The 24,685-nt window shown below is 62.7% G+C and carries 21 protein-coding genes; 6 read left to right on the forward strand and 15 right to left on the reverse strand.

All coding sequences use genetic code 11. From position 1 onward, the window contains the following. Window positions 1–145: 145 nt before the first annotated feature. Complete coding sequence (locus tag C2H86_RS04300; RefSeq protein WP_159411567.1) at window positions 146–1,318, forward strand: M91 family zinc metallopeptidase; 1,173 nt, start codon at window positions 146–148, stop codon at window positions 1,316–1,318. A 49-nt stretch (window positions 1,319–1,367) separates the two neighbouring features. Here the strand turns inward: C2H86_RS04300 and astE are convergent, their stop codons facing one another. The 13 genes from astE to acs form a co-directional block, all read right to left on the reverse strand. Further along, the gene (gene astE, locus C2H86_RS04305) at window positions 1,368–2,375 is read right to left on the reverse strand and encodes a succinylglutamate desuccinylase (RefSeq protein ID WP_159411568.1); all 1,008 of its coding nucleotides are present in this window, start codon (window positions 2,373–2,375) and stop codon (window positions 1,368–1,370) included. A gap of 10 nt (window positions 2,376–2,385) precedes the next feature. After that, window positions 2,386–2,676 carry a hypothetical protein gene (locus C2H86_RS04310; RefSeq protein WP_027921097.1) on the reverse strand — a complete coding sequence of 97 codons (291 nt, stop codon included), beginning with the start codon at window positions 2,674–2,676 and terminating at the stop codon, window positions 2,386–2,388. A 14-nt stretch (window positions 2,677–2,690) separates the two neighbouring features. Then, complete coding sequence (gene astB / locus C2H86_RS04315; RefSeq protein WP_159411569.1) at window positions 2,691–4,040, reverse strand: N-succinylarginine dihydrolase; 1,350 nt, start codon at window positions 4,038–4,040, stop codon at window positions 2,691–2,693. A gap of 23 nt (window positions 4,041–4,063) precedes the next feature. Beyond that, window positions 4,064–5,527 carry a succinylglutamate-semialdehyde dehydrogenase gene (astD, locus tag C2H86_RS04320; RefSeq protein WP_159411570.1) on the reverse strand — a complete coding sequence of 488 codons (1,464 nt, stop codon included), beginning with the start codon at window positions 5,525–5,527 and terminating at the stop codon, window positions 4,064–4,066. Then, window positions 5,528–6,556: an arginine N-succinyltransferase gene (gene astA / locus C2H86_RS04325; protein WP_159411571.1), complete on the reverse strand. Its 1,029-nt coding sequence runs from the start codon at window positions 6,554–6,556 to the stop codon at window positions 5,528–5,530. It lies immediately after the preceding gene. A gap of 66 nt (window positions 6,557–6,622) precedes the next feature. Continuing rightward, the gene (aruF, locus tag C2H86_RS04330) at window positions 6,623–7,642 is read right to left on the reverse strand and encodes an arginine/ornithine succinyltransferase subunit alpha (protein ID WP_159411572.1); all 1,020 of its coding nucleotides are present in this window, start codon (window positions 7,640–7,642) and stop codon (window positions 6,623–6,625) included. Between the two features lie 138 nt (window positions 7,643–7,780). Continuing rightward, window positions 7,781–9,001: an aspartate aminotransferase family protein gene (locus tag C2H86_RS04335; RefSeq protein ID WP_103446427.1), complete on the reverse strand. Its 1,221-nt coding sequence runs from the start codon at window positions 8,999–9,001 to the stop codon at window positions 7,781–7,783. A gap of 534 nt (window positions 9,002–9,535) precedes the next feature. Further along, window positions 9,536–10,516 (reverse strand): transcriptional regulator ArgR, encoded by a 981-nt coding sequence (gene argR, locus C2H86_RS04340; RefSeq protein WP_159411573.1) that lies wholly within the window; start codon window positions 10,514–10,516, stop codon window positions 9,536–9,538. 100 nt (window positions 10,517–10,616) lie between these two features. After that, the gene (locus tag C2H86_RS04345; RefSeq protein WP_159411574.1) at window positions 10,617–11,381 is read right to left on the reverse strand and encodes an ABC transporter ATP-binding protein; all 765 of its coding nucleotides are present in this window, start codon (window positions 11,379–11,381) and stop codon (window positions 10,617–10,619) included. 22 nt (window positions 11,382–11,403) lie between these two features. Then, window positions 11,404–12,102, reverse strand: coding sequence for an ABC transporter permease (locus C2H86_RS04350; RefSeq protein WP_159411575.1), 699 nt, complete (start codon window positions 12,100–12,102; stop codon window positions 11,404–11,406). Beyond that, window positions 12,099–12,788: an ABC transporter permease gene (locus C2H86_RS04355; RefSeq protein ID WP_027921088.1), complete on the reverse strand. Its 690-nt coding sequence runs from the start codon at window positions 12,786–12,788 to the stop codon at window positions 12,099–12,101. The genes C2H86_RS04350 and C2H86_RS04355 overlap by 4 nt, the downstream gene beginning before the upstream one ends. 91 nt (window positions 12,789–12,879) lie before the next feature. Further along, entirely contained in the window at window positions 12,880–13,665 is a 786-nt protein-coding gene (locus tag C2H86_RS04360) for an ABC transporter substrate-binding protein (protein ID WP_103446424.1), read from the reverse strand. A gap of 490 nt (window positions 13,666–14,155) precedes the next feature. Continuing rightward, a complete protein-coding gene (gene acs / locus C2H86_RS04365; protein WP_110636298.1) occupies window positions 14,156–16,117 on the reverse strand; it encodes an acetate--CoA ligase in 1,962 nt (653 codons plus the stop codon). 420 nt (window positions 16,118–16,537) lie between these two features. Between acs and C2H86_RS04370 the strand changes: the two genes are divergently transcribed. After that, on the forward strand, window positions 16,538–16,792 hold the full coding sequence (locus tag C2H86_RS04370; protein ID WP_085675843.1) for a DUF2790 domain-containing protein: 255 nt from the start codon (window positions 16,538–16,540) through the stop codon (window positions 16,790–16,792). A 98-nt stretch (window positions 16,793–16,890) separates the two neighbouring features. On the opposite strand, the gene C2H86_RS04375 is transcribed toward C2H86_RS04370, so the two are convergent. After that, on the reverse strand, window positions 16,891–18,450 hold the full coding sequence (locus C2H86_RS04375; protein ID WP_103446422.1) for a sigma-54-dependent transcriptional regulator: 1,560 nt from the start codon (window positions 18,448–18,450) through the stop codon (window positions 16,891–16,893). 255 nt (window positions 18,451–18,705) lie between these two features. On the opposite strand from C2H86_RS04375, the gene phhA reads away from it, so the two are divergent. From phhA to C2H86_RS04390, 4 genes are all read left to right on the forward strand, one after another. Beyond that, window positions 18,706–19,494, forward strand: coding sequence for a phenylalanine 4-monooxygenase (gene phhA, locus C2H86_RS04380; protein ID WP_110636292.1), 789 nt, complete (start codon window positions 18,706–18,708; stop codon window positions 19,492–19,494). 39 nt (window positions 19,495–19,533) lie between these two features. After that, entirely contained in the window at window positions 19,534–19,890 is a 357-nt protein-coding gene (locus C2H86_RS04385; RefSeq protein WP_159411576.1) for a 4a-hydroxytetrahydrobiopterin dehydratase, read from the forward strand. Window positions 19,891–20,090: 200 nt separating this feature from the next. After that, entirely contained in the window at window positions 20,091–20,219 is a 129-nt protein-coding gene (locus C2H86_RS28535; RefSeq protein WP_256587427.1) for a hypothetical protein, read from the forward strand. Between the two features lie 98 nt (window positions 20,220–20,317). Continuing rightward, the gene (locus tag C2H86_RS04390) at window positions 20,318–21,511 is read left to right on the forward strand and encodes an MFS transporter (RefSeq protein ID WP_159411577.1); all 1,194 of its coding nucleotides are present in this window, start codon (window positions 20,318–20,320) and stop codon (window positions 21,509–21,511) included. A 136-nt stretch (window positions 21,512–21,647) separates the two neighbouring features. Here the strand turns inward: C2H86_RS04390 and ydiJ are convergent, their stop codons facing one another. Continuing rightward, a complete protein-coding gene (gene ydiJ / locus C2H86_RS04395) occupies window positions 21,648–24,668 on the reverse strand; it encodes a D-2-hydroxyglutarate dehydrogenase YdiJ (RefSeq protein ID WP_159411578.1) in 3,021 nt (1,006 codons plus the stop codon). Between the last annotated feature and the right edge of the window lie 17 nt (window positions 24,669–24,685).

Raw genomic sequence — 24,685 nt, forward strand, 5'->3', positions numbered from 1 at the left:
TGGCTCAGCTGGCCTGCGGGCCGCTTCCCTTCCTCGTCGCCTCTGGTGCCGGGCCTAGATAACTACCACGCCTCGCCATCGCTGGCTTCTTATCCTTGGCCATCCGTGACAGCACATAGCCACCCACCGCCAGCGAGGTAGCAACATGCACCCCAACCCCATTTACTTCATCTCCGGTAGAAGCAGCGGCTTTCAACAATTCATCGACCCGGCCACAGAAGACAAGGATATCCATAAATTCTATGAGTACAGGGACGAAAAGCTGGACATCCTTCTCGAGCAGGTATGGTTTGAGCAAGGCCAGATCCCTGGCAAGCACCACATGGTGATCGAAAGCCATGAACCCGGAATAGACATTGAAATAACCACTTACGATTGCCACCTGATGGCCCAGGTGGGCACCAAACTCTTTGTCCTTGCACCGACGCGCAGACAAACGCTAATCATAAGAACTGCCGACGGTAGCGGCAGTATCAAGGTGGCGAAAGACGTCAAAACGCCCGTGATCATCCAGGCCGGCAACGGGAACAAACGCATTGATACGGGCGGCGGCATCACCCAGGTGTTCAGCGGCACTGGTGACACGCAAATCAACGTTGGCCAAGGCCTGACCTTTATCAAAGGTGCTGAGCAGCGTAGCCGTATCACAGGCCATATTCTGGTTGATGACCCCCACGACTCGGTTATCTACGCCCGCAACCAGCCGGGCGATGCCCGTTTTGAGCAACCGCTGGACGCACCGCTTGATACCCTGGGAAGCGATACATTCAGGGTACTAGGTAGCGATACGTTCAAAGAGGCGGTCCAGAACCATCTGAAGTTCCTTCGCCATACACGCTGTGGCCAACGCTTGCTGGAAGAGCTAACCAAGCGATCATGGATCAAGATCATCGAATCACAGAAAATCACCCATTTTGACGTTTACATATCCGACCCCACCGACAGCGACCACCACTTGAGTAAAAACAGCAGCCTGGAGTGGGTCTCCGGCTTTCCCGCGGAGGGCGGCGAACTGTGGTTCAACCTGACCCACTCCGATAGCGACAATCTGCCACTGTTCGACTTCTACCGCTGCTTGTGCGAGGCCTATAACGCGTTCAACGGTACAACAGTACCCGGTACCACCCAGATAAAAACAATTGATCGTCGACAGATCACCGTAGCCCGAGCCCAACTGCAGGCTATCGGCTTACCCACCGGGCTGTTTTTTGACTTCGACGAAAACGCGCAAACCCCACCGACGGACACCAACCCCTCACCTTTTAACGAAAACGCGCTACGTGAGGAACTGGGTTTATCCGGGCGCGCCTATTATTGAATGCCCTATGCACGGCGCAGTGACGCGCGCCGCGCAATTACAGCGACACTCAACCCAGGCGCTGCCCCGCATCCGGCACAATCAGGATTCCGGCACGTAAACCGTTCTTTACCTTGGGATTGGGGAAAATGATGCGCGCGCCCTCCTCCTCGACCACCCAGCGCGTCTCGGCCAGGTCTTCAGCCAGCAGGTAGCCCTTGCTCAGCTCGGAGAAGTTTTCGACATCCGCCGGCAAGTGCAGGTGGAAGCTGTCACTGTGCTTGATGATTTCGCGGGAAACACTGAACAGCTGCAGACCATCCAGCGAGCCCTCGTCTTCTGGCTCGGTGTGCTCGATGATACGGATCAACCGCTCTTCGAGCTTGTCGAGGTTGACCTGCTCGTTTTGCCCGAACGGCCGTGCCTTGCCCAGTTCCAGGGTGAATGCCTCGGCATCCAGCTGTTCGTAGGTAAAGGCGCTGAAGGTGATCGAAGACTTGCTCTGCAACAGCACCGCCTCCATGCCGGCTGCGGCAAGGCGAGCCAGCTCACGCCGGGAATGCTTGCGCCCCTCTTTATAGGGGTACAGGGCAAACTGCTCGATCTTCGAGCCGCGAATCGCGGTGTGCAGGTCGTAATGCAGGCGAGTGCGCTCAGGCTTGCTGAAGAACACGCGGGCGAACTGCTCCAGCTCGGCCGCACGCAATGCCTCGAAGCCACTGGAGAGCTCGTGACGACCGTTGAACAGCCGGTTGATATCCTGCTCGACGAAACGCTCACCCTTGCGGATGGCGACCGGGTTGCCGAACAGGAACAAAATCCGCGCACGGGGTTTGATCTTGCCATTGGCCACGCCATGCAACAGCCGTTCGAGCAGCTCGATAGGTGCCGTCTCGTTGCCGTGGATACCGGCAGACAAGAGCAGGTCCAGCCCACAATCCTCACCTTCAGGTGGACGCACTTCCAGTGCGCCCTCCCCCAGCCAGCGCAACCGCACGCCCTTGGGTGTCACTTGAGTCTTCTCGGCCGGCTCGTGATCGGTCAGGGTCAGCTCGAGCAATTTGCCAAGGGCGAGCATAGGCGCTTCCTTAGTGGTGGTGGCCGCAGTCGGGGCCATGGACGTGATCGTCATCTTCGCCGACTTCCGCCGGCTCCATTTCCAGCTGCAGGCTGACCAGGTTGGTGGCCATCGGGCGCAGCAGCAGGTTGGCGTATTCAGCATCGCCTTCCTCGACATCTACGCCGATCAGCAGCTGGCCACGGCCGTCCTGCTGAACCCACACTTCCTTGCCTTGCCAGACAATGGCAAAACGGGTGCAGGAAGTTTCCAGCTGGGTGCCGTCTACATCTTCGAGGATCAGGCGCAGGGCGTCGGTCATTGCAAATTCTCTCTTCAAGGTTGGCGTTGGAACGGGTACACCGAGCCCAACTTCAGGATCTGGGTCAATTCATCCAGCGCGGTACGGCACTCCAGCAGCAGCTGCGGGTCAGCAAGGTCGGCTTCGCCAAGGCGATCGCGGTAGTGCTTGTCGACCCACTGCACCAGGGTGTCGTACAGCGGGGCGGTCATGATAACGCCTGGATTGACCGCCGCCAGTTCCGATTCCTTCAATGCCACGCGCAAACGTAGGCAAGCCGGGCCACCGCCGTTCTGCATGCTCTGCTTGAGGTCGAATACCTTGACCTCCTTCACCGCGCCGCCCTGGGCGGTCAGCTGGCTCAGATAAGCCCAAACCCGCTCGTTGTTGCGGCACTCTTCCGGCACCACCAGCAGCATCGAGCCATCGTCACGGCTGAGCAGCTGGCTATTGAACAGGTAGGAGCGCACTGCATCCTCTACCGCTACCGACGAACGCGGCACGCGGATGGCCTGGAAGTTGCCACCCTTGCTGGCCAGTTTAGCCTGCAGCTGGCCAAGCACCTCGTTGGTCTCGAGGAAAGCGTCCTCGTGGTAGAACAGCACTTCACCGTTACCGACCGAAATCACATCGTTGTGGAACACACCCTGGTCGATCACCGCTGGGTTCTGTTGAGCGTAGACCACACCGTCATCGCTCAGGCCGTGAAGCCTGGCGACGGCCTGGGAAGCCTCCAGGGTCTGCCGCGCCGGGTACTTCTGCGGTGCGGGGTAGCGGCTGTCGAAGGCACTGCGGCCATAGACGAAGAATTCCACACCAGCCTCGCCATATTCGCGGCAGAAGCGCGTGTGGTTGGCCGCGCCCTCGTCGCCGAACTGTGCCACGGCAGGCAGAGCTTCGTGGTGGGCAAAGTGTTTCTCGTTGTTGAACATCGCCGCCAGCACGCGGCTGGTGGTCGGGTGCTCGATGCTGCGGTGGTATTTGCAGTTGAGGTTGGCGGCAGTGAAGTGCACGCGGCCATCGGCGGTGTCGGCGCTCGGGCTGACGGTGGCAGCGTTGGCCACCCACATGCTCGAGGCCGAGCAGCTGGCGACCAGCAGTGGCATGGCCTCCTTGGCGGCACGCTGGATCACCTCGGCATCGCTGCCGCTGAAGCCCAGGCGGCGCAGGGCGGCCACGTCCGGGCGCTCCTGCGGTGCCAACACGCCCTGCTTGAAGCCCATGTCGGCCAGCGCTTTCATCTTGGCCAGGCCCTGGCGTGCCGCTTCCCGCGGGTTTGACCCTTGCTGGCTGTTGCTCTGTGAAGCCACGTTACCGTAGGACAGGCCGCCGTAGTTGTGGGTAGGCCCCACCAGGCCATCAAAATTCACTTCATAGGATTTCATCGGCTAGGCTCCGTGACCTGTTGTTATAGGGTGACGCCCGGCGTCAGGGTCGCCGGCAAGGCAAGGCTGGCGGTCTCCAGCGAAGCCACGGGGTAAGCGCAGTAATCGGCTGCGTAATAGGCACTGGCGCGGTGGTTGCCACTGGCACCCACGCCACCGAACGGCGCGCTGCTGGCGGCGCCGGTCAGCTGCTTGTTCCAGTTGACGATACCGGCACGGCTGCGCAGCCAGAAGTACTGGTAGCGCGCCCGGGAGTCGGACAACAGGCCGGCGGCCAGGCCGTACTGGGTGTTGTTGGCCTCGTCGATGGCGGCATCGAAGTCGGCGTAGCGGATCACCTGCAGCAGCGGGCCGAAGAACTCTTCGTCCGGGCGATCGGCCACGGCGGTGACATCGAGAATGCCGGGCGTCAGCAGTGCGGCGTCGGCCTGGGGCTGGGTCATGGCCAGTAGCTTCACGGCTCCCTTGGTCAGCAGTTCGGCCTGGGCCGCAATCAGTGCCTGCGCTGCCTGCAGCGAGATCACCGAGCCCATGAACGGCGCTGGCTGCTGGTCAAAGGCACCGACGGTAATGCTCCGGCACACCTCGACCAGCCGCGCAACCAGCGCATCGCCCCAGGCGCCCTGCGGCACCAGCAGACGGCGGGCACAGGTGCAGCGCTGGCCGGCAGAGATGAACGCCGACTGGATGATGGTGTACACCGCGGCGTCGAGGTCTTTGACCTCATCCACCACCAGCGGGTTGTTGCCGCCCATTTCCAGGGCGAGGATCTTGTCCGGGCGGCCGGCGAACTGTTGGTGCAGCAGGTTGCCGGTGCGGCTGGAGCCGGTAAAGAACAGGCCGTCGATACCCGGGTTGGCGGCCAGCGCCACACCGGTTTCACGGGCGCCCTGAAGCAGATTGAGCACACCAGCCGGCAGGCCGGCGGCGATCCAGCAGTTGACCGTCAGCTCGGCGACCTTGGGGGTCAGCTCACTGGGCTTGAATACCACGCAGTTGCCAGCCAGCAGTGCCGGTACGATATGGCCGTTGGGCAAATGGCCGGGGAAGTTGTAAGGGCCGAACACCGCCACCACGCCATGGGGCTTGTGCCGCAGTACGGCCGTGGCATCGGCCAGCGGGCCGCTCTTTTCGCCGGTACGCTCGCGGTAGCTCTGCACCGAGATCGCCACCTTGTTGACCATGCTGGTCACTTCGGTGGCCGATTCCCACAGCGGCTTGCCGGTTTCCTCTCCGATGCAGTGGGCCAGCGCCTCGGCATGCTGCTTCAGCTGCTCGGCGAACTTCTCCAGCACGTCGATACGCGCCTCCAGGCTCAGCTGCGCCCAGGCCGGGAATGCCTGGCGGGCCGCCTTGACGGCTGCGTCAACCTGGCCGGCATCGGCGCCCTGCCCTTGCCAGACGACGGCCTGGGTCACCGGATTGAGCGACTGCAGGACCTCGCCCTGGCCGGCCAGCCAGTTGCCTGCGATGTAATGCGTGGTCATTTACTGGGCCTCCCGGCTTGCCGACAGCGGTACGGCACGTACGTTGTCGCCGGCACCCATGCGCAGGCGCTTGGCAGTCAGCGGATCGACCACCAGGGTGCCTGCGGCAAGGCGCGCAGGCGCTGCGGTGATGCGGCAGTCGTCGCGCTTGCGGTTGTGGATGATGTAGGGGGTCGCGTCATCGCCCGGGGTACCCACGGCCAGCACGAGGGTCTCGCTCTCACGCACGGCGCGAATCTTCGATGTCTCGCATTCGATGGCCGGGCCGGCGTCGAAGATGTCGACGTAGCCCTGATAGCTGAAGCCTTCCTGCTTGAGCATCGCCAGCGCAGGCTCGGTGTCGGTGTGCACACGGCCAATGACATCGCGCGCAGCCTCGGACAGGAAGCAGGTGTACAGCGGGAACTTGGGCATCAGCTCGGCAATGAACGACTTGTTGCCAACACCGGTGAGGTAGTCGGCCTGGCTGAACTCCATCTTGAAGAAGTGCCGGCCCAGGCTTTCCCAGAACGGCGAGCGGCCTTGCTCGTCGGACATGCCGCGCATTTCAGCGATGATCTTGTTGCCGAACAGTTCAGGGAACTCGGCAATGAACAGCATGCGTGCACGCGACAGCAGGCGGCCGTTGAGCCCGGAGCGGTAATCGCTGCGCAGGAACAGCGAGCACAGCTCGGAGTTGCCGGTCAGGTCATTGGCCAGGAACAGCGTGGGGATTTCGCGGTAGATCTTCAGCTCCTGGGAGGCGCTGACGGTGAGGCCGACCCGGTAGTTGTACCAGGGCTCACGCAGGCCCACGGCCCCGGCGATGGCGCTGATGCCGACCACCAGGCCTTCATCGTTCTCCAGCACGAACAGGTAATCGGTGTCGCCGCGCTCGGCTTCGCCACGGAAGCTCTTTTCGGCCCAGCCGACGCGGTGGCCAAGGCGCTCTTCGTTGGCCGGCAGGGTGGTCAGCCCGGTGGTGCCGGTGCTGCGGGCCAATTCGATCAGCGCGGGTAAATCGCTGCTGCGTACAGGACGAACGATCATGCTATCTCCTTGTGCGGTGGCCAGTGCCTGCCGCGAAACTCATTGTTCCGGCTTGCGCGCCGCGGCTCAGGCCGCGACCAGGCGCACGCTGGCACCTTCGCCGACCCCCAGGGCCTCGGCCGCCTGACTACTCAGGCTGACCGGTTTGCCCGGCACCCAGTCCAGCTCCAGCAGCACTGCGCGGTAGTCCTGCAACTGGCCGTTGCACACCAGGTAAGGGCGCCCGCCCTTGACCGGGGCGTCGTCCACCTTGACCGGCACCACGCGGCTCTGGGCAATCGAGCGGATGCCCGAGGCACGCGCATGCAGGGTCGGGCCACCGTCGAAGATGTCGATGTAGTGCTCGGTCTCGAAGCCTTCGCGCATGAGGATGTCGAAGGTGATCTGCGCCCGCGGGTGCACCTGGCCCATGGCTTCCTGCGCTTCATCGGGCAGCAGCGGCACGTAGATCGGGTAATGCGGCATCAGCTCGGCGAGGAAGGTGCGGCTCTTCAGGCCGCACAGGCGCTCGGCGTGGGCGTAGTTGAGGTCGAAGAAGTTACGGCCGATGGCGTCCCAGAACGGCGATTCGCCCTGCTCGTCGCTGTAGCCGACGATTTCGGTGACCACCGAATCGGCGAAGCGCTCCGGGTGCGAGGCCATGAACAGCAGACGGCCACGGGAGTTGAGCTCGGCCCAGCCGCTGTTCACCAGTTCCGGCAGCACATAGAAGCTGGTCAGCAGGCTGTTGCCGGTGAGGTCGTGGCAGAGCGACAGAACATGGATCTTGTTGTGGATCTTCAGCTCGCGTGAAGCGTGCACGAAGGTCTCGTTGCGGAAGCTGTAGAACGGCTCGGAGTAGCCGGCCGAGGCGACAATGGCCGAGCAGCCGGCAAGCTGGCCGGTCTCACTGTCCTCGAGCACGAAGAAGTAGCTCTCTTCACCGTTGAAGCTCACTTCAGCGGCGAAGGAGGTTTCCGAGGCGGCAATCTTGTCGCCCAGGCGGGCGGCATCGTCCGGCAGCGAGGTGACACCAACGGGGCTGTCGGCAGCCATGCGCTGCACTTCGTTCAGATCAGCCATTTGCGCGGGGCGCATCACCAGCATGGTGTCACTCCTTTGGAAAAACGGGCCATTCAGGACGGCACGGGAAAACGGCGGGCGCATCAGCACCCGCACTGGAATTCGGGGTTCACCGCCCCGGCGCCGCGAAGCGCCCGGGTCGGTGAACGGACCGCAGGCCGATCAGCCCTTGGTCAGTTGCGCCACAGCGCGCTCGAAGCGGTCCAGGCCTTCGTCGATGTCGGCATCTTCGACCACCAGGCTTGGGGCGAAGCGGACCACGTCAGGGCCTGCCTGCAGCACCATCACACCTTGTTTTTCAGCGGCGTTGAGCACGTCCTTGGCCTTGCCCTGCCAGGCTTCGGTCAGCACGCAGCCGATCAGCAGGCCGACGCCACGCACCTGGCTGAACAGGCCGTACTGCTGGCCGATCTTCTCCAGGCGGGACTTGAAACGCTCGTGCTTGGCCTTGATGCCAGCCAGGGTTTCCGGGGTGTTGACCACATCCAGCACGGCACAGGCGACGGCACAGCCCAGCGGGTTGCCGCCGTAGGTGGTGCCGTGGGTACCGACGGCCAGGTGCTTGGCGATGTCGGTGGTGGTCAGCATGGCGCCGATCGGGAAACCGCCGCCCAGGCTCTTGGCGCTGGTCAGGATGTCCGGGGTCACACCGTAGTGCTGGTAGGCATACAGGGAGCCGGTGCGGCCGACGCCGGTCTGCACTTCGTCGAAGATCAGCAGGGCGTTGTGCTCGTCGCACAGCTTGCGCGCGCCTTCCAGGTAGGCCTTGTCGGCCGGCACCACACCGCTTTCACCCTGGATCGGCTCGATCACCACGGCGCAGGTCTTGTCGGAAATCTGTGCCTTCAGGGCTTCCAGGTCGTTGTACGGCACGTGGCTGATGCCGGTGATCTTCGGGCCGAAGCCGTCGGAGTACTTTGGCTGGCCACCGACGCTGACGGTGAACAGGGTGCGGCCGTGGAAGCTGTTCACGGTCGCGATGATCTCGTGCTTCTCAGGGCCGAAGCGGTCGTGGGCGACGCGGCGGGCCAGCTTGAAGGCGGCCTCGTTCGACTCGGCGCCGGAGTTGCAGAAGAACGCACGGTCGGCGAAGGTGGCGTCGACCAGCTTGTGCGCCAGGCGCAGGGCCGGCTCATTGGTGAAGACGTTGGAGACGTGCCAGAGGGTGTTGGCCTGTTCGGTCAGGGCCTTGACCAGTGCCGGGTGGCAGTGGCCCAGGGCGTTCACCGCGATGCCGCCGGCAAAGTCGATGAGCTCGCGACCCGACTGGTCCCAGACGCGGGAACCCTCGCCTCGCACAGGAATAAAGGCCGCCGGAGAATAGTTGGGAACCATGACCTGGTCGAAATCGGCACGTTGCACCGGGGCTTGCTCAACGGACATCTGAGTCTCCTGAAGAGGAACGCTGGCCTGGAAGTGGCGAGCGATGGGGGGATTGTAAGGACTGATCCGCGCCTGTCCTTGCGGCCAAGCGACAACTTGTTACAGCGCAAAACCCAGTTTTACCAAGGCTTTCGGCAATGCGACAAACACTGTCGCAATCGCGCAGTGTACGGGAGAGAGGGAGCTGGGTGAACGGGTGTGCACAGGCAATTCGGGGCGGAGCAGCGGGTGCACGCCGTTGTTGTTGTGTTGTGGCGGAAATCGAGCGCCGCCCGCGCGGCGCATCGCGAGCTAGCGCTCGCTCCTACGTTTGTTTCGGGCCAGTTATTCCTGTGGGATTTGCGCGCGAACGCCTTGGCGCCCGTCTCGTTATATTGTCGTACCAACAAGTCGGTCGCGCACGCCTGCCACAGGCGTTACTGGCCAAAAATAAACGTAGGAGCGAGCGCTAGCTCGCGATGCGCCGCGCGGGCGGCGCTCGATTTCGGCACCACCATCAAACCCAAGGCATGCACCCCAGGCCCCACCAAAACCTCAGCCCTTTTCGGCCGGTGCCGAGCTCAGTTCGAACGGACTGCTGCTGCGCCGCTGGTTACGGTCTTCCCGCGGCGTGGCGCCGAAGAAATTGCGATAGGCGCTGGAGAAATGCGGCCCCGAGGAGAAGCCACAGGACAAGCCGATCTGGATGATCGACTTGCTGGTCTGCATCAGCATCTGCCGCGCCTTGTTCAGCCGCAGCTCCAGGTAGTACTGGCTCGGCACGCGGTTCAGGTACTGCTTGAAGATCCGCTCCAGCTGCCGGCGCGACACGCAGACATGCTGGGCGATTTCGTCAGTGGTCAGCGGCTCTTCGATGTTCGCTTCCATCAACAGCACGGCCTGGGTCAGCTTCGGATGACTCGAGCCAAGGCGGTTCTGCAGCGGGATGCGCTGGCGCTCGCCACCTTCGCGGATGCGCTCGACCACCAGTTCCTCGGATACCGCCCCCGCCAGTTCGGCCCCATGATCGCGGGCCAGCACCGCCAGCAGCAGGTCGGTCACGGCCATGCCACCACAGGCGGTCAGGCGATCACGGTCCCAGTCGAACAAGTGACTGGTGGCGATCACCTTGGGGAAACGCTCGGCAAAGTCATCCTGCCACCGCCAGTGCACCGCAGCACGATAACCGTCGAGCAGCCCGAGCATGGCCAGCGGGTACACCCCGGCGGACAGGCCACCGATCATGCAACCACTGCGCGCCAGCTGCTTTAGCGCCGTCGACAGCGCCGAGCCCACCGCCTGGGGCAGGTCGTCGGCCAGCAGGAACAGCTTGTGGCATCCTTCCAGGCGCCCGTTCCACGGCTCGCCCGGCAGGCGCCAGGCGCCCTCCTCGGCAGGCTCTGCCTGGAGGAAGGCGATCTCGTAGACCACCTCCGGATGCACCCGCTGGGCCACCTGCAACACTTCCTCCGCCAGCGCCAGGGTCAAAGGCTTGGTGCTTGGCCAGATGAGAAAACCGATTCGCTGGGTGGTCATAGGGTACGGTCCGAAACCTGGGTTCGTTCGAGTCTGTGGCGCCGGGTCAGGCTGCGCTCGCTGCGCAGCATGCCCTATTCTGGTGCAAAGGTGCAGCGTTTTACTTCAAGCTGCCGGAGAGGAACTGCTTGAGGCGCTCCGATTGCGGGTTGGCCAGCACTTCACGCGGGCAACCGGTTTCTTCGACCAGGCCTTTGTGCAGGAACACCAGCTGGTTCGACACTTCGCGGGCAAAGCCCATTTCGTGAGTCACCACCACCATGGTGCGGCCTTCCTGGGCCAGTGCCTGCATGACCTTGAGCACATCCCCTACCAGCTCGGGGTCGAGTGCCGAAGTCGGTTCGTCGAAGAGCATAACCTCTGGCTCCATGGCCAGGGCCCGGGCAATTGCCACACGTTGTTGCTCGCCACCGGACATGTGGCCCGGGAAAGCATCCTTGCGGTGCGCCACACCAACCTTGGCCAGGTAGTGCTCGGCCTTCTCCAGGGCTTCCTTCTTGTTCATCCCCAGCACGTGCACCGGGGCTTCGATGATGTTCTCCAGTGCAGTCATGTGCGACCACAGGTTGAAATGCTGGAACACCATCGACAGGCGCGAGCGCATGCGCTGCAGCTGGCGCGGGTCGGAAGCCTTGAGCGCGCCATCCTTGCCAGCTACCAGCTTGAGTTCTTCGTTGTTGAGCAGGATCTTGCCTGCATGGGGCTGCTCGAGCAGGTTGATGCAGCGCAGGAAGGTCGACTTGCCAGAACCGCTGGAGCCGATGATGCTGATCACATCGCCTGCCTTGGCCGCCAGGGACACGCCCTTGAGCACTTCATGGCTGCCGTAGCGCTTGTGCAGGTCTTGGACTTCGAGTTTGTACATGCTGTCGGTTCTCACAGAGCGTTCAGTGCTTGCGCGGCGCCAGGTAGCCGAGCCAGCGGCGTTCGGCCATCTTGAACAGGCGCACGAGGATGAAGGTCAGGCACAGGTAGAACACGCCCGCCGTGATGTAGGCCTCGAAAGGCAGGTAGTACTGGGCATTGACCGTGCGCGCGGCGCCAGTGATGTCGATCAGGGTGACGATCGACGCCAGGCTGGTGGTCTGCAGCATCATGATCACTTCGTTGCTGTACTGCGGCAGCGCCCGGCGCAGGGCCGATGGCAGCAGGATGCGGCGGTACATCTTCATGCGCGACATGCCCATGGCCTTGGCCGCTTCGATCTCGCCATGGGGCGTGGCCTTGAGGCTGCCGGCGATGATTTCTGCGGTGTAGGCGCTGGTATTGATGGCGAAGGCCAGGCAGGCGCAGAAGGTAGCGCTGGACAACCACGGCCAGAAGATGCTCTCGCGCACCGCCTCGAACTGGGCCAGGCCGTAGTAGATCAGGAACAGCTGCACCAGCATCGGCGTGCCACGAATCACGTAGGTGTACAGCCAGGCGCCCATGTTCACCAGCGGCTGCTTGGAGACGCGCATCAGGCCCAGCGGAATCGCCGCCACCAGGCCAAACAGCAGCGACAGCGCCAGCAGCTTGAGGGTGGTCAGCAGGCCGCCGAGGTACAGCGGCATGGCTTCCCAGACGACGTTGTAGTCGAAAATCATAGTTCAGCCACCTTGACGCCTACCGAGTAGCGGCGCTCCAGATACTTCAGCGCCAGCAGCGAAATACTGGTGATCACCAGGTACAGCGCGGCCACGGCCAGGAAGAAGGTGAAAGGCTCGCGGGTGGCGTCGGCCGCCTGCTTGGCCTTGAACATCATGTCCTGCAGGCCGACCACCGAAATCAGCGCCGTGGCCTTGGTCAACACCAGCCAGTTGTTGGTGAAGCCCGGGATGGCCAGGCGGATCATCTGCGGCACCTGGATGCGGAAGAACACCTGGCGCGCGCTCATGCCATAGGCCACGCCGGCTTCGGCCTGGCCCTTGGGGATACCGAGGAACGCACCACGGAAGGTTTCCGACAGGTACGCACCGAAAATGAAGCCCAGCGTGCCGATACCGGCTACCAGCGGATTCAGGTCGATGTAATCGTCATAGCCGAGCAGCGGTGCCACCCGGTTGATGATGTCCTGGCCGCCGTAGAAGATCAGCAGGATCAGGACCAGGTCGGGGATGCCACGGATCACCGTGGAATACAGATCCCCCAGCCAGGCCAGCCAGCGCACCGGCGACAAACGCAGCGCCACGCCGATCAGGCCGAGGACGATGGCCAGGGCCATCGACGACAGGGCGAGCTGTAGCGTCAGCCACGCCCCGTCGAGGATGACTGCCCCATAGCCTTTCAACATGATTGGGATTCCTCAGGGCTTGGGAATGAAAAATGGTGCAAACCTCAGAGCCTCTGCTGTTTGCACCATTGCACAGGTGAAACCCGACGTCTTAGTTCGAGTCTGGACCGTAGATGTCGAAGTTGAAGTACTTCTTCTCGATTTCTTTGTACTTGCCGTTGGCGCGAATGGCGTCGATGGCCTTGTTGATGCGCTCGCGGTTGGCATCGTCGCCCTTGCGCACGGCGATACCGACGCCGTCACCGAAGTACTTCACGTCGGTGAACGATGGGCCGACGAAGGCAAAGCCCTTGCCGGCATCGGTTTTCAGGAAGCCGTCTTCGAGCAGGGTGGCGTCGGCCACGGTACCGTCCAGGCGGCCGGCGGCAACGTCGAGGTAGATTTCGTTCTGGGTGCCGTATGGAACTACGGTGGCGCCCTTCGGAGCCAGCACTTCCTTGGCGAAGCGGTCGTGGATCGAGCCGCGCTGCACGCCGATCTTCTTGCCCTTGAGTTCGTCGAGGCTGTCGCTGACGGTGGTGCCGTCCTTCATGACCAGGCGCGCCGGGGTCAGGTAGTAGCGCTTGGTGAAGTCGACCGACTTCTTGCGATCATCGGTGATCGACATGGACGACAGGATGGCGTCGATCTTGCGCACTTTCAGTGCCGGGATCAGGCCGTCGAACTCTTGCTCGACCCAGGTGCACTTGGCCTTCATCTCTTCACACAGGGCGTTGCCGATGTCGTAGTCGAAACCGGCGATGCTGCCGTCCGGCTGCTTGAAGGCGAACGGTGGGTAGGCGGCTTCGATGCCGATCTTCAACGGTTTTTCATCGGCCTGCGATACCAGGGAAAACACGGAAAGCGCCAGGGCGCCAAGCAGTGCGAGCTTCTTCATCAGGTAACTCCATCGGTACGGGGCAATACGAGGCAGGGGTAACAGCTGCCCGATATGCGAATGGGTACAACGCGAGCCGCGCAGGGTTCGACCAAGGTCGCAGACCACGAGCGAGTGAGTGGCATTTTAACGACAGCCCGGTAGTCGATATTTCTTCAAAGCGACAACTACTTACAGAAGCGCTTGAAATCGCGGCGGGCGATGTTGACAGCTTTTGCAAATCATGCAAGAGCTCTAGAGAAATAACCTGTAAGCCAAGCAATTACCGGGCCTATTATTGGCAAACCCTTGCAATACGGCAAGTGCAGCGTTTCACCTTGCTGAAAATGCCCACGCAAGCGCACCGAAACGGCTCAGATCTGTTTCCGAGTGCCCCGATCCTGTGCGAAAACGGTGACAGAAGAGTTACCGATGATTGTCGGGTAACAGTAAAGCAAAAACCCCGCCGATTGCCTTGGCGGGGTTTTGCACACTCGTTAACCCGGGCTTATCAGGCCGAAGCCAGGCTCATCGCCTTGTGGGTGTCGATCAGGTGCTGCACCACGCCCGGGTCGGCCAGGGTCGAGATGTCACCCAGGGCATCGTATTCGGCGGTGGCGATCTTGCGCAGGATACGCCGCATGATCTTGCCCGAACGGGTCTTCGGCAGCCCTGGCGCCCACTGGATCACATCCGGCGAGGCAATCGGGCCGATCTCCTTGCGCACCCAGTTCTTCAGCTCCAGGCGCAGCTGCTCGCTCGGCTCGATACCGGCATTGAGAGTGACGTAGACATAGATGCCTTGCCCCTTGATGTCGTGCGGCACGCCGACCACTGCGGCCTCCGCTACCTTGGCGTGGGCGACCATGGCACTTTCGATCTCGGCGGTACCCATGCGGTGGCCGGACACGTTGAGCACGTCGTCCACGCGGCCGGTGATCCAGTAGTAGCCATCCTCGTCACGGCGCGCGCCGTCGCCGGTGAAGTACATGCCACGGAAGGTCTTGAAGTAGGTGTCGACGAAGCGGTCGTGGTCGCCGTACAGCGAACGCGACTGGCCTGGCCAGGAATCGAGGATCACCAGGTTGCCTTCGGCGGCCCCTTCGATCAGGTTGCCCAGGTTGTCCACCAGCGCCGGCACCACACCGAAGAATGGCCGGGTCGCCGAACCCGGCTTGAGCGCCGTGGCACCCGGCAGCGGGCTGATCAGCACGCCACCGGTCTCGGTCTGCCACCAGGTGTCGACGATCGGGCAACGCTCCTTACCCACGGTCTTGTAGTACCAGTTCCAGGCCTCGGGGTTGATCGGTTCGCCCACCGAACCCAGCAGGCGCAGGCTGGAACCGTCGGCGCCGGCAACGGCGGCCTGCCCTTCGGCCATCATGGCGCGGATGGCGGTCGGTGCGGTGTAGAGGATGTTGACCTTGTGCTTGTCGACGATCTTCGACACCCGGGTGATGTCCGGGTAGTTCGGCACGCCTTCGAACAGCAGCGTGGTGGCGCCGTTGGCCAGCGGGCCGTAGACGATGTAGCTGTGGCCGGTGACCCAGCCGACGTCGGCGGTGCACCAGTAGACTTCGCCCGGGCGGTAGTCGAACACGCGCTCATGGGTCAGCGCGGCATACACCAGGTAACCCCCGGTGGTGTGCAGCACGCCCTTCGGCTTGCCGGTGGAGCCAGAGGTATAAAGGATGAACAGCGGTTCCTCGGCGCCCATTTCCTTCGGTGCACAGTGGCTGGAGGCCACTTTCATCAGGTCTTCAAACCAGATGTCGCGGTGCTGGTGCCAGGCGATGTCGCCACCGGTGCGCTTGCACACGATGATCTTCTGCACGCTGCTGGTTTCCGGGTTGGTCAGCGCCAGGTCGACGTTGGCCTTGAGCGGAGTACGACGGCCGCCACGCAGGCCCTCGTCGGCGGTGATCACCACCTTGGACTTGCAGTCGATGATGCGGCCAGCCAGGGCCTCCGGCGAGAAGCCGCCGAACACCACCGAGTGGATCGCACCGATGCGGGCGCAGGCCAGCATGGCCACCACGGCCTCGGGGATCATCGGCATGTAGATGGTCACCACATCGCCACGGTGCACGTCTTGGCCGCGCAGGGCGTTGGCGAACTTGCAGACCTGCTCGTGCAGCTCGCGGTAGGTGATGTTGCGGTGTTCGGAAGGGTCGTCGCCTTCCCAGATGATTGCCAGCTGGTCGCCACGCTCTTCAAGGTGGCGGTCCAGGCAATTGGAGGAAACGTTCAGAGTGCCGTCGGCGAACCACTTGATATCGACATGGTGGTCGTCGAACGAGGTCTGCTTGACCTTGGTGAACGGCTTGATCCAGTCCAGACGCTGGGCTTGCTCACGCCAGAAGCCGTCCGGGTTGATCACCGATTGCTGGTACATGGCCTTGTAGGTGGCCTCGTCGGTCAGGGTAGTGGCCGCAACCTCGGGGCGAACGGGATACAGTGGAGCCGCACTCATCTGTGTTACCTCGGTGTAATAGTTGTTTTTGTATGGAATCGTTTGTAACTGTACCAGAGCGGGAAAAACCATACGACGATGGTAGTAGCGCGACGTGAAAATCTTCATGTGAACAGCGAGGAAGGCTCTAGCCCGCAGCTGCCGGCCCGGCCAGGGGAAAAGGCGATAGCAGATACCGAGGGATTGTTACAGATTCTGGAAAAAGGCAAAAAAACTTTATCAAAACGCCATCTGTTTCCCTTAGTTGCCCAGGCATAAGATTCACCTCGCCAGCAACGGCAAGGCGATTAACTACTGGAAACAGCCCCCACGAAGGCAATCGGTTAATCCCCCTCTCATTCTGATAGTTGAACTTTGGCAGTACTCGCGGCGCCACAAGCGCGGCGTGCCCCCTCACGACCTTAGACAGGTAAAATGAAAATGAAAGCTTTACTGGTATTGGTACTTGGCGGTCTTTGCGGCGCGGCGATGGCCGGCGAAGCAAACAATGTCGAGCAGATCCCGGTTGAACAGTACAGTTACTCGCAGCACCTGGACATTGCCCGCGTCATCTCCATGAGCGAAGTGCCCAACGTGTGTGAAGTCGTGCCGGCCCGCATGACCTACGAGGACTCCAAGGGCCAGAAGCACATTCTCGAATACCGCGTGATGGGGAACGGCTGCTCCAACGGCTGAAACCTTGAATCGGGGCCCTTGTGGGCCCCGTTCGCGTTTTGCCCGCACGCAACTTCCACGCCGCTGTAAAAGTTAACGGGCCATTAAATAACCGCTATTTAATCTGCCGACTTGCCCAGGGAATAATCCCGCAACTTGTTGGCAATCGTCGTATGGGAAACCCCCAGGCGTTTACCCAATGCCCGGCTACTTGGAAACTCGCCCATCAGACTTTCCAGAACGGCCTTTTCAAATCGTCCGACAATCTGTGCCAGATCCCCGTCCAGCGAAAACTCGCCCAACGGTTGCCGCACGCCATAATCCGGCAAACGAATATGCTCCCCTTTCACCACCCCGCCCTCGCATAACGAAACCGCCTGGAACAACACGTTCTCCAGCTGCCGCACGTTACCCGGCCAGTGATACTGGCTGAGTTTGTCCATGGCCGCCGGCGCCAGGCGCGGCATGGCACAGCCGATCTGCCGGCTGGCCTGGTCGAGAAAGTGCTGTACCAGGCCTTCCAGTCCATCCATGCACTCGCGCAGCGGCGGAATGTGCAGCGACAGCACGTTGAGCCGGTGATACAGGTCCTGGCGGAACTCGCCACGGGCGCACAGCTCGGAAAGGTCAACCTGAGTGGCACAGATCACCCGCACATCCAGGTACACCTCTTCGTCGCTGCCGACACGGCGGAAGCAACCATCCTGCAGGAAGCGCAGCAGCTTGACCTGCAAGCGCGGGCTCATTTCCCCCACGCCATCGAGGAACAAGGTACCGCCGGCGGTCAACTCCAGCAGCCCCAGCTTGCCCTCGGCACGTGCTCCCTCGAATGCCCCGGGGCCATAACCGAACAACTCGGTTTCGGCCATCGACTCCGGCAGGCCGGCACAGTTGAGCGCCATCAACGGCGCCTGGCCACGCGGGCTGGCCAGGTGGCAAGCACGGGCCAGCAATTCCTTGCCGGTGCCGGTCTCGCCTTCGATCAGCAACGGCGCATCCAGCGGCGCCATACGCCGCGCCTCACGAACCACCGCCGCCATCACCCGCGAACTCTGGAAGATGCTGTCGAAACCGCGCAGCTCCTGCTTGCGCACGTTATAGATGCGCTCACCGATGCGGTCGGCGCGATGCAGGGTCAACACGGCACCGGCCAGGGCTTCGCTGTCATCGTGCTCGGACTGCAACGGCGCGATATCGGCCAGGAACACATCGCCCTTGACCTTGATGCGCAGCCCATTGATGCGCGACTTGTTGGCACGTACCAGCTCAGGCAAGTCGAAATCCTCGACATAGCGCGCCAGCGGCATGCCCGGCACTTCGTCGACGCGCACCCCGAGCAGCTGAGCCGCCGTGCGGTTGGCGGCGACGATACTGCCACCCATGTCGATCGACAGCACCGGGAAGTCCAGCGCACCGAGCAACGCATTGAGTTCCATGTGCCGGCGCTCGCTGGGCATCAGTCCGACGCGCTTGACCCCGAATACGCCAGCAATCGACTCGAACTTGGGCCGCAATGCCTGGAACTGCAGATTGATCAGGTTCGGGCAGTGCAGGTAGATGGCGTTGCCATGGTCTCCACCCACCTCGCCGCGCAGCACGTTGATGCCGTATTCCACCAGCAGGTTGAGGATGTCGCGAAGGATTCCGATGCGGTTCTGGCAGTGCACTTTGATACGCATGAATGCTCTCGAAGTGGCGAAGTTTTTCAACCTCGCACGGAAAAGTCGTAAAGATAAGCTGACAAAAACCCAATAAAACGCAGCTTGATGACGCGGATTTTCCGGCATACTTGGCATTTTGTAAAATTATCGTTACGCAAGGCAGCTCAATGGGCACCCGCCAGCAGGGCCTGCCCCCGTGCAAATCGTCTGGTGAAGGGATATTCCTAAGTCATGTCGTGGACATAACAAGAAAGCCCTCACCAGGAGAGCCACATGAAACAGACGCAATACGTGGCACGCGAGCCCGATGCGCACGGTTTTATCGATTATCCGCAGCAAGAGCATGCGGTATGGAACACCCTGATCACCCGCCAGCTGAAAGTCATCGAAGGCCGCGCGTGCCAGGAATACCTGGACGGCATCGACCAGCTCAAGCTGCCCCATGACCGCATCCCGCAGCTCGGTGAAGTCAACAAGGTGCTGGGCGCCACCACCGGCTGGCAGGTTGCCCGCGTCCCGGCGCTGATCCCCTTCCAGACCTTCTTCGAGCTGCTGGCCAGCAAGCGCTTCCCGGTCGCCACCTTCATCCGCACCCCGGAAGAGCTGGACTACCTGCAGGAACCGGACATCTTCCACGAGATCTTCGGCCACTGCCCGCTGCTGACCAACCCGTTCTTCGCTGAATTCACCCACACGTACGGCAAGCTCGGCCTGGCCGCGACCAAGGAACAACGCGTGTACCTGGCGCGCCTGTACTGGATGACCATCGAGTTCGGCCTGATGGAAACCGCGCAGGGTCGCAAGATCTATGGTGGCGGCATCCTCTCCTCGCCAAAAGAGACCGTCTACAGTCTTTCTGGCGAACCTGAACACCAGGCCTTCGACCCGATCGAGTGCATGCGCACGCCGTACCGTATCGACATCCTGCAGCCGCTGTACTTCGTGCTGCCGAACATGAAGCGTCTGTTCGACCTGGCCCATGAAGACATCATGGCCATGGTCCAGCAAGCCATGCAGCTGGGGCTGCACGCACCGAAATTTCCACCCAAGGTCGCTGCCTGAGCGCCTTGCCGATAACAACTCGAAGCGGAAAACACACCCATGAATGCCTTGAACCAAGCCCACTGCGAAGCCTGCCGCGCTGACGCACCCAAGGTCACCGACGAGGAACTGGCGGTACTGATCCGCGAGATCCCTGACTGGAACATCGAAGTCCGCGACGGCCACATGGAACTGGAGCGCGTGTTCCTGTTCAAGAACTTCAAGCAGGCCCTGGCATTCACCAATGCTGTGGGCGAAATCGCTGAAGCCGAAGGCCACCACCCTGGCCTGATGACCGAATGGGGCAAGGTCACCGTGACCTGGTGGAGCCACTCGATCAAAGGGCTGCATCGCAATGACTTCATCATGTGCGCACGCACCGACAAGGTCGCCGAGACGGCTGAAGGCCGTAAGTAAACACCACGAACAGGGCCTCAGGGCCCTGTTTTTTTGCCCGGCGCCTACCCGAAATCTGTCCGGTATCCGCCCGCAAAACCGACAAGCGACCGGGAAAATTTACAAACTGTCATCCAGACTTGTGTATCCTGCCCCAGCTTTACGAAGCTCCGAACGCGCCTGGCGCAGACTTTTCACTCACACTTGCGAGGAACGACGAGATGCATGAAATCCCGAATCTTCCCTTCCCAAGCCTGAACCCCGAAGAGCCATCCGTTACCGTCCACGCCGAACCGACGCCTGCCGTCGATCAGGATGGTGACGATCAATCCAGCGCTGACCAGGAATAAACCGCGCAACCCTCCGACTGTGTGAAAACGGCTGACCTGCGGGCTACCCCCGTCATCACGTTTTCACACCGTCACGAACCTCTGCCACGAAGACCCCCATGCCTGACTCACCGCGCCCTCTTGCGGTCACCCTGCAAGTCGTTTCCATCGTCCTCTTCACCTTCATCGGCTACCTGAACATCGGCATCCCCCTCGCCGTGTTGCCCGGCTACGTGCACAACGACCTCGGCTTCAGCGCCGTGATCGCCGGCCTGGTGATCAGCGTGCAGTACCTCGCCACCTTGCTCAGCCGCCCTACTGCCAGCCGCATCATCGACAACCTCGGCAGCAAGAAGGCGGTCATGTATGGCCTCGCCGGCTGCGGCCTGAGCGGCGTGTTCATGCTGGCCTGCGCCTTTCTCACCGACTTGCCGTGGGTCAGCCTGGGCTGCCTGCTGGTCGGCCGCCTGGTGCTGGGTAGTGCGGAAAGCCTGGTGGGTTCCGGCTCTATCGGCTGGGGTATCGGCCGGGTCGGTGCCGAACACACGGCCAAGGTCATTTCCTGGAACGGCATCGCCAGCTATGGCGCGCTGGCAATCGGCGCACCATTGGGCGTGTTGATGGTCAAGAGCCTGGGGCTGTGGAGCATGGGCGTGAGCATCATCCTGCTGTGCGCCCTGGGCCTGCTGCTGGCCTGGCCGAAACGTGCAGCGCCTGTGGTCAGCGGCAAGCGCCTGCCGTTCATGCAGGTGCTGGGCAAGGTGTTCCCGCATGGCTCCGGGCTGGCGCTGGGCTCGATAGGGTTCGGCACCATCGCCACCTTCATCACCCTGTATTACGCCAGCCGCGGCTGGGCCAATGCGGCACTGACCCTGAGCCTGTTCGGCGCCAGCTTCATCTGCGCGCGGTTGCTGTTCGGCAACCTGATCAACCGGCTTGGTGGGTTCAGGGTGGCAATCGTTTGCCTGACGGTGGAAACACTGGGGCTGCTGATGCTGTGGATGGCGCCTAATGCCGAGATGGCATTGGCGGGGGCAGCGCTGAGCGGGTTCGGCTTCTCGCTGGTATTCCCGGCGCTGGGCGTGGAAGCGGTGAACCAGGTGTCGGCGGCCAACCGCGGGGCGGCGGTGGGGGCGTACTCGTTGTTCATCGATCTGTCGCTGGGGATTACCGGGCCGCTGGTGGGTGCGGTGGCATCGGGGTTCGGGTTTGCTTCGATGTTTCTGTTTGCGGCGGCGGCGGCTTGTTGTGGGCTGGTGTTGAGTCTTTATCTTTACAAGCAGGCTCGTAGCCGGCGCAAAGAATCCGAATAAATGGGCGCCTGTACCGGCCTCTTCGCGGGCAAGCCCGCTCCCACAGGGATAGCACAGGGCCAGAGGGCAATGATATTCCTGTGGGAGCGGGCTTGCCCCGCGAATGGGCTGCGGAGCAGCCCCGGGGCGCTGAAGGTCAGCGCTTGGCGTACTGCAACACCACTTCCAGCGGGTGGCGCATCTGCCGCTCGGTCATGCGCTTGACCTGACTGCGGCATGAGTAACCGGTCGCTAGCGCCTCGCCTTCCTTGTCCAGCTTGGTCGCCCACGACTGCTCGAAGATGGTCCGCGAAGTCTCCTGGTTGCGCGCCTCGTGTCCGTAGGTACCCGACATGCCACAGCAGCCCGTAGCCTCGGTCACCAGTTTCAGCCCCAGGCGAGCAAACACCTGCTCCCACTGCTTGGTGCTGGCCGGCACGTTGGTCTTCTCGGTGCAGTGCGCCATCAGGCGGAAGTTGCCCGGCGCGGTCGACACCTGCTCCGGCAACACATCCATCAGCCACTCCTGCGGCAGCTGCACCTGCGGGCAGCCTTCGAGGCCCGGCACCTTCTGGTACTCCTGGCGGTAGACCAGGGTCATCGCCGGGTCCAGGCCCACCAGCGGCACGCCGCAGTCAGCCAGGGCCTTGAGCTGGGTCGCATTGCGGATCGCCGCCTTGGCGAAGGCACCAAGGAAGCCCTGCACGTGCAGCGGCTTGCCGTTGGCGCTGTAGGGCGCCAGGAACACCCGGTGGCCCAGGCGATGGGCCAACTCGATGAACGCGGCCAGCAGCGGCGTCTCGAAGTAGCGGGTGAAGGCATCCTGCACCAGCACGATGCTACGCTCGCGCTGGGCCGGGGTCAGCTCGCGCAGGGCTGGCACACTGGCCACGCCGACACGGCAGCGGGTCAGGGTCGACTGGAAGTTGAAGCGGCTGATCAACGGGCTGTCGACCATGCCGACCTTGTCCGCCAGCAGCTTGCTGACCCACTTCGAACCCATGACCGCGTTGTACAGGCCAGGTGCATGGGCCAGGTACGGGATGGTGAATTCCAGCGAGCCGATCAGGTAGTCACGCAGCGGGCGCTGGTAGCGGCCGTGATACAGCTCGAGGAAGCGCGAGCGGAAGTCCGGCACGTTGACCTTGATCGGGCACTGCCCGGCGCACGACTTGCACGCCAGGCAGCCGGCCATGGCGTCGTACACCTCATGGGAAAAGTCTTCCTGGCCCTGGTTGCGGGCGCGGTTGTTGCGCAGCCGCGCGGGCAGGCCCTTGAGCCACGAGACCTTGTTGCGCGCCGCCGCCAGCACGTCGATGTTGGCCTCGCCCTGCAGGCGCAGCCATTCGCGCATCAGCGAGGCACGGCCCTTGGGCGAGTGCTGGCGTTCGCGGGTGGCCTTCCACGACGGGCACATGGCGTCGTTGGGGTCGTAGTTGTAGCAAGCGCCGTTGCCGTTGCAGTGCACGGCGCTGGGGAAGTCTTGCCACACGCGCTCGTCGATGGTGCGGTCGAGGTCGCCACGCAGGGTCACGCCGTCGACCTTGGTCAGGCCCTCGGCGCTGTCCGGCGGCGTGCAGATCTTGCCCGGATTGAGCTGGTTGTGCGGGTCGAAGGCGCCTTTCAGGCGCTGCAGCGCCGGGTACAGCTCACCGAAGTACTCCGGCACGTATTCCGAACGCAGGCCCTTGCCGTGCTCACCCCACAGCAGGCCGCCGTAGCTCTTGGTCAGCGCCGCCACGGCGTCGGAAATCGGCTTGACCAGCGCAGCCTGGGCCGGGTCTTTCATGTCCAGTGCCGGGCGCACGTGCAGCACGCCGGCATCGACGTGGCCGAACATGCCGTAGGCCAGGCCGTAGCCATCGAGCAGCGCACGGAAGTCAGCGATGTAGTCGGCCAGTTGCTCCGGCGGCACGGCCGTGTCTTCCACGAACGGCTGCGGGCGCACTTCGCCCTCTACGTTGCCGAGCAGGCCCACCGAACGCTTGCGCATGGTGTAGACGCGGGTCACCGCCTCGGCGCCCTCGGCCAGGGTGTGGCCCAGGCGCTCGACACTGGTGTCGCTCTGCAGGTGGTCGATGAACGCCTGGACCCGGGCGTTGACCTCGGCCGGCTCGTCGCCGCAGAACTCCACCAGGTTGATGCCCAGGGTCGGGCGCTCGGGGTCGGCCGGGAAGTATTCGGCCACGCTGTGCCAGACAATGTCCTTCATCGCCAGCATGAGCACCTTGGAGTCGACCGTTTCGATCGACAGCGGCTTGAGCGCCATCAGTGCGTTGGCGTCACGCAGGGCGTCCATGAAGCTGGTGTAGCGCACGTTGACCAACACGGCGTATTTCGGGATCGGCAGCACATTGAGCTTGGCTTCGACCACATAGCCGAGCGAACCCTCGGCACCGCACAGTACGCTGTTCAGGTTGAAACGGCCTTGTTCGTCACGCAGGTGCGCGAGGTCATAGCCGGTCAGGCAGCGATTGAGCTTGGGGAACGTGCTTTCGATCAGATCGGCCTGGGCTTCCTGGATCTCCCGGGCCATGCGGTACACCTCGCCAACCCGGCCAGGCGCGGCGCAGGCCTGCTCCAGCGCGGCGTCGTCGATCGGCAGGCTGTGCAGGCGCTCGCCGCCGAGCAGCACGCTGTGCAATTCCAGTACATGGTCGCGGGTCTTGCCGTAGGTGCAGCTGCCCTGGCCGCTGGCGTCGGTATTGATCATGCCGCCGACGGTGGCGCGGTTGGAGGTGGACAGCTCAGGGGCGAAGAACAGGCCGTGAGGCTTGAGCGCGGCGTTGAGCTGGTCCTTGACGGTACCGGCCTGGACCCGCACCCAGCGCTCCTCGACGTTGATTTCGAGGATCTGGTTCATGTGCCGCGACAGGTCGACCACGATACCGTCAGTCAGCGACTGGCCGTTGGTACCGGTGCCGCCACCACGCGGGGTCAGCTTGACCTGCTGGAAACGCGGCTCGCCCATCAGCGTGGCAACGCGCGCCACGTCATCGGCGTCCAGCGGGAACACCGCCGCCTGGGGCAAGCGCTGGTAGATCGAGTTGTCGGTGGCCAGCACCGTACGGGTGCCGTAGTCGGCGCTGATCTGGCCACGGAAACCACTGTTGCGCAGGGCTTCGAGGAATTCGGGGTAGTTGGCGCTCGGCGCAAGGGTCGACAGCTGGGCGATCATCGGGGATGGCCTCTTGA

This window comes from Pseudomonas putida, assembly GCF_009883635.2.
Taxonomy (GTDB): Bacteria; Pseudomonadota; Gammaproteobacteria; order Pseudomonadales; family Pseudomonadaceae; genus Aquipseudomonas; species Aquipseudomonas putida_W.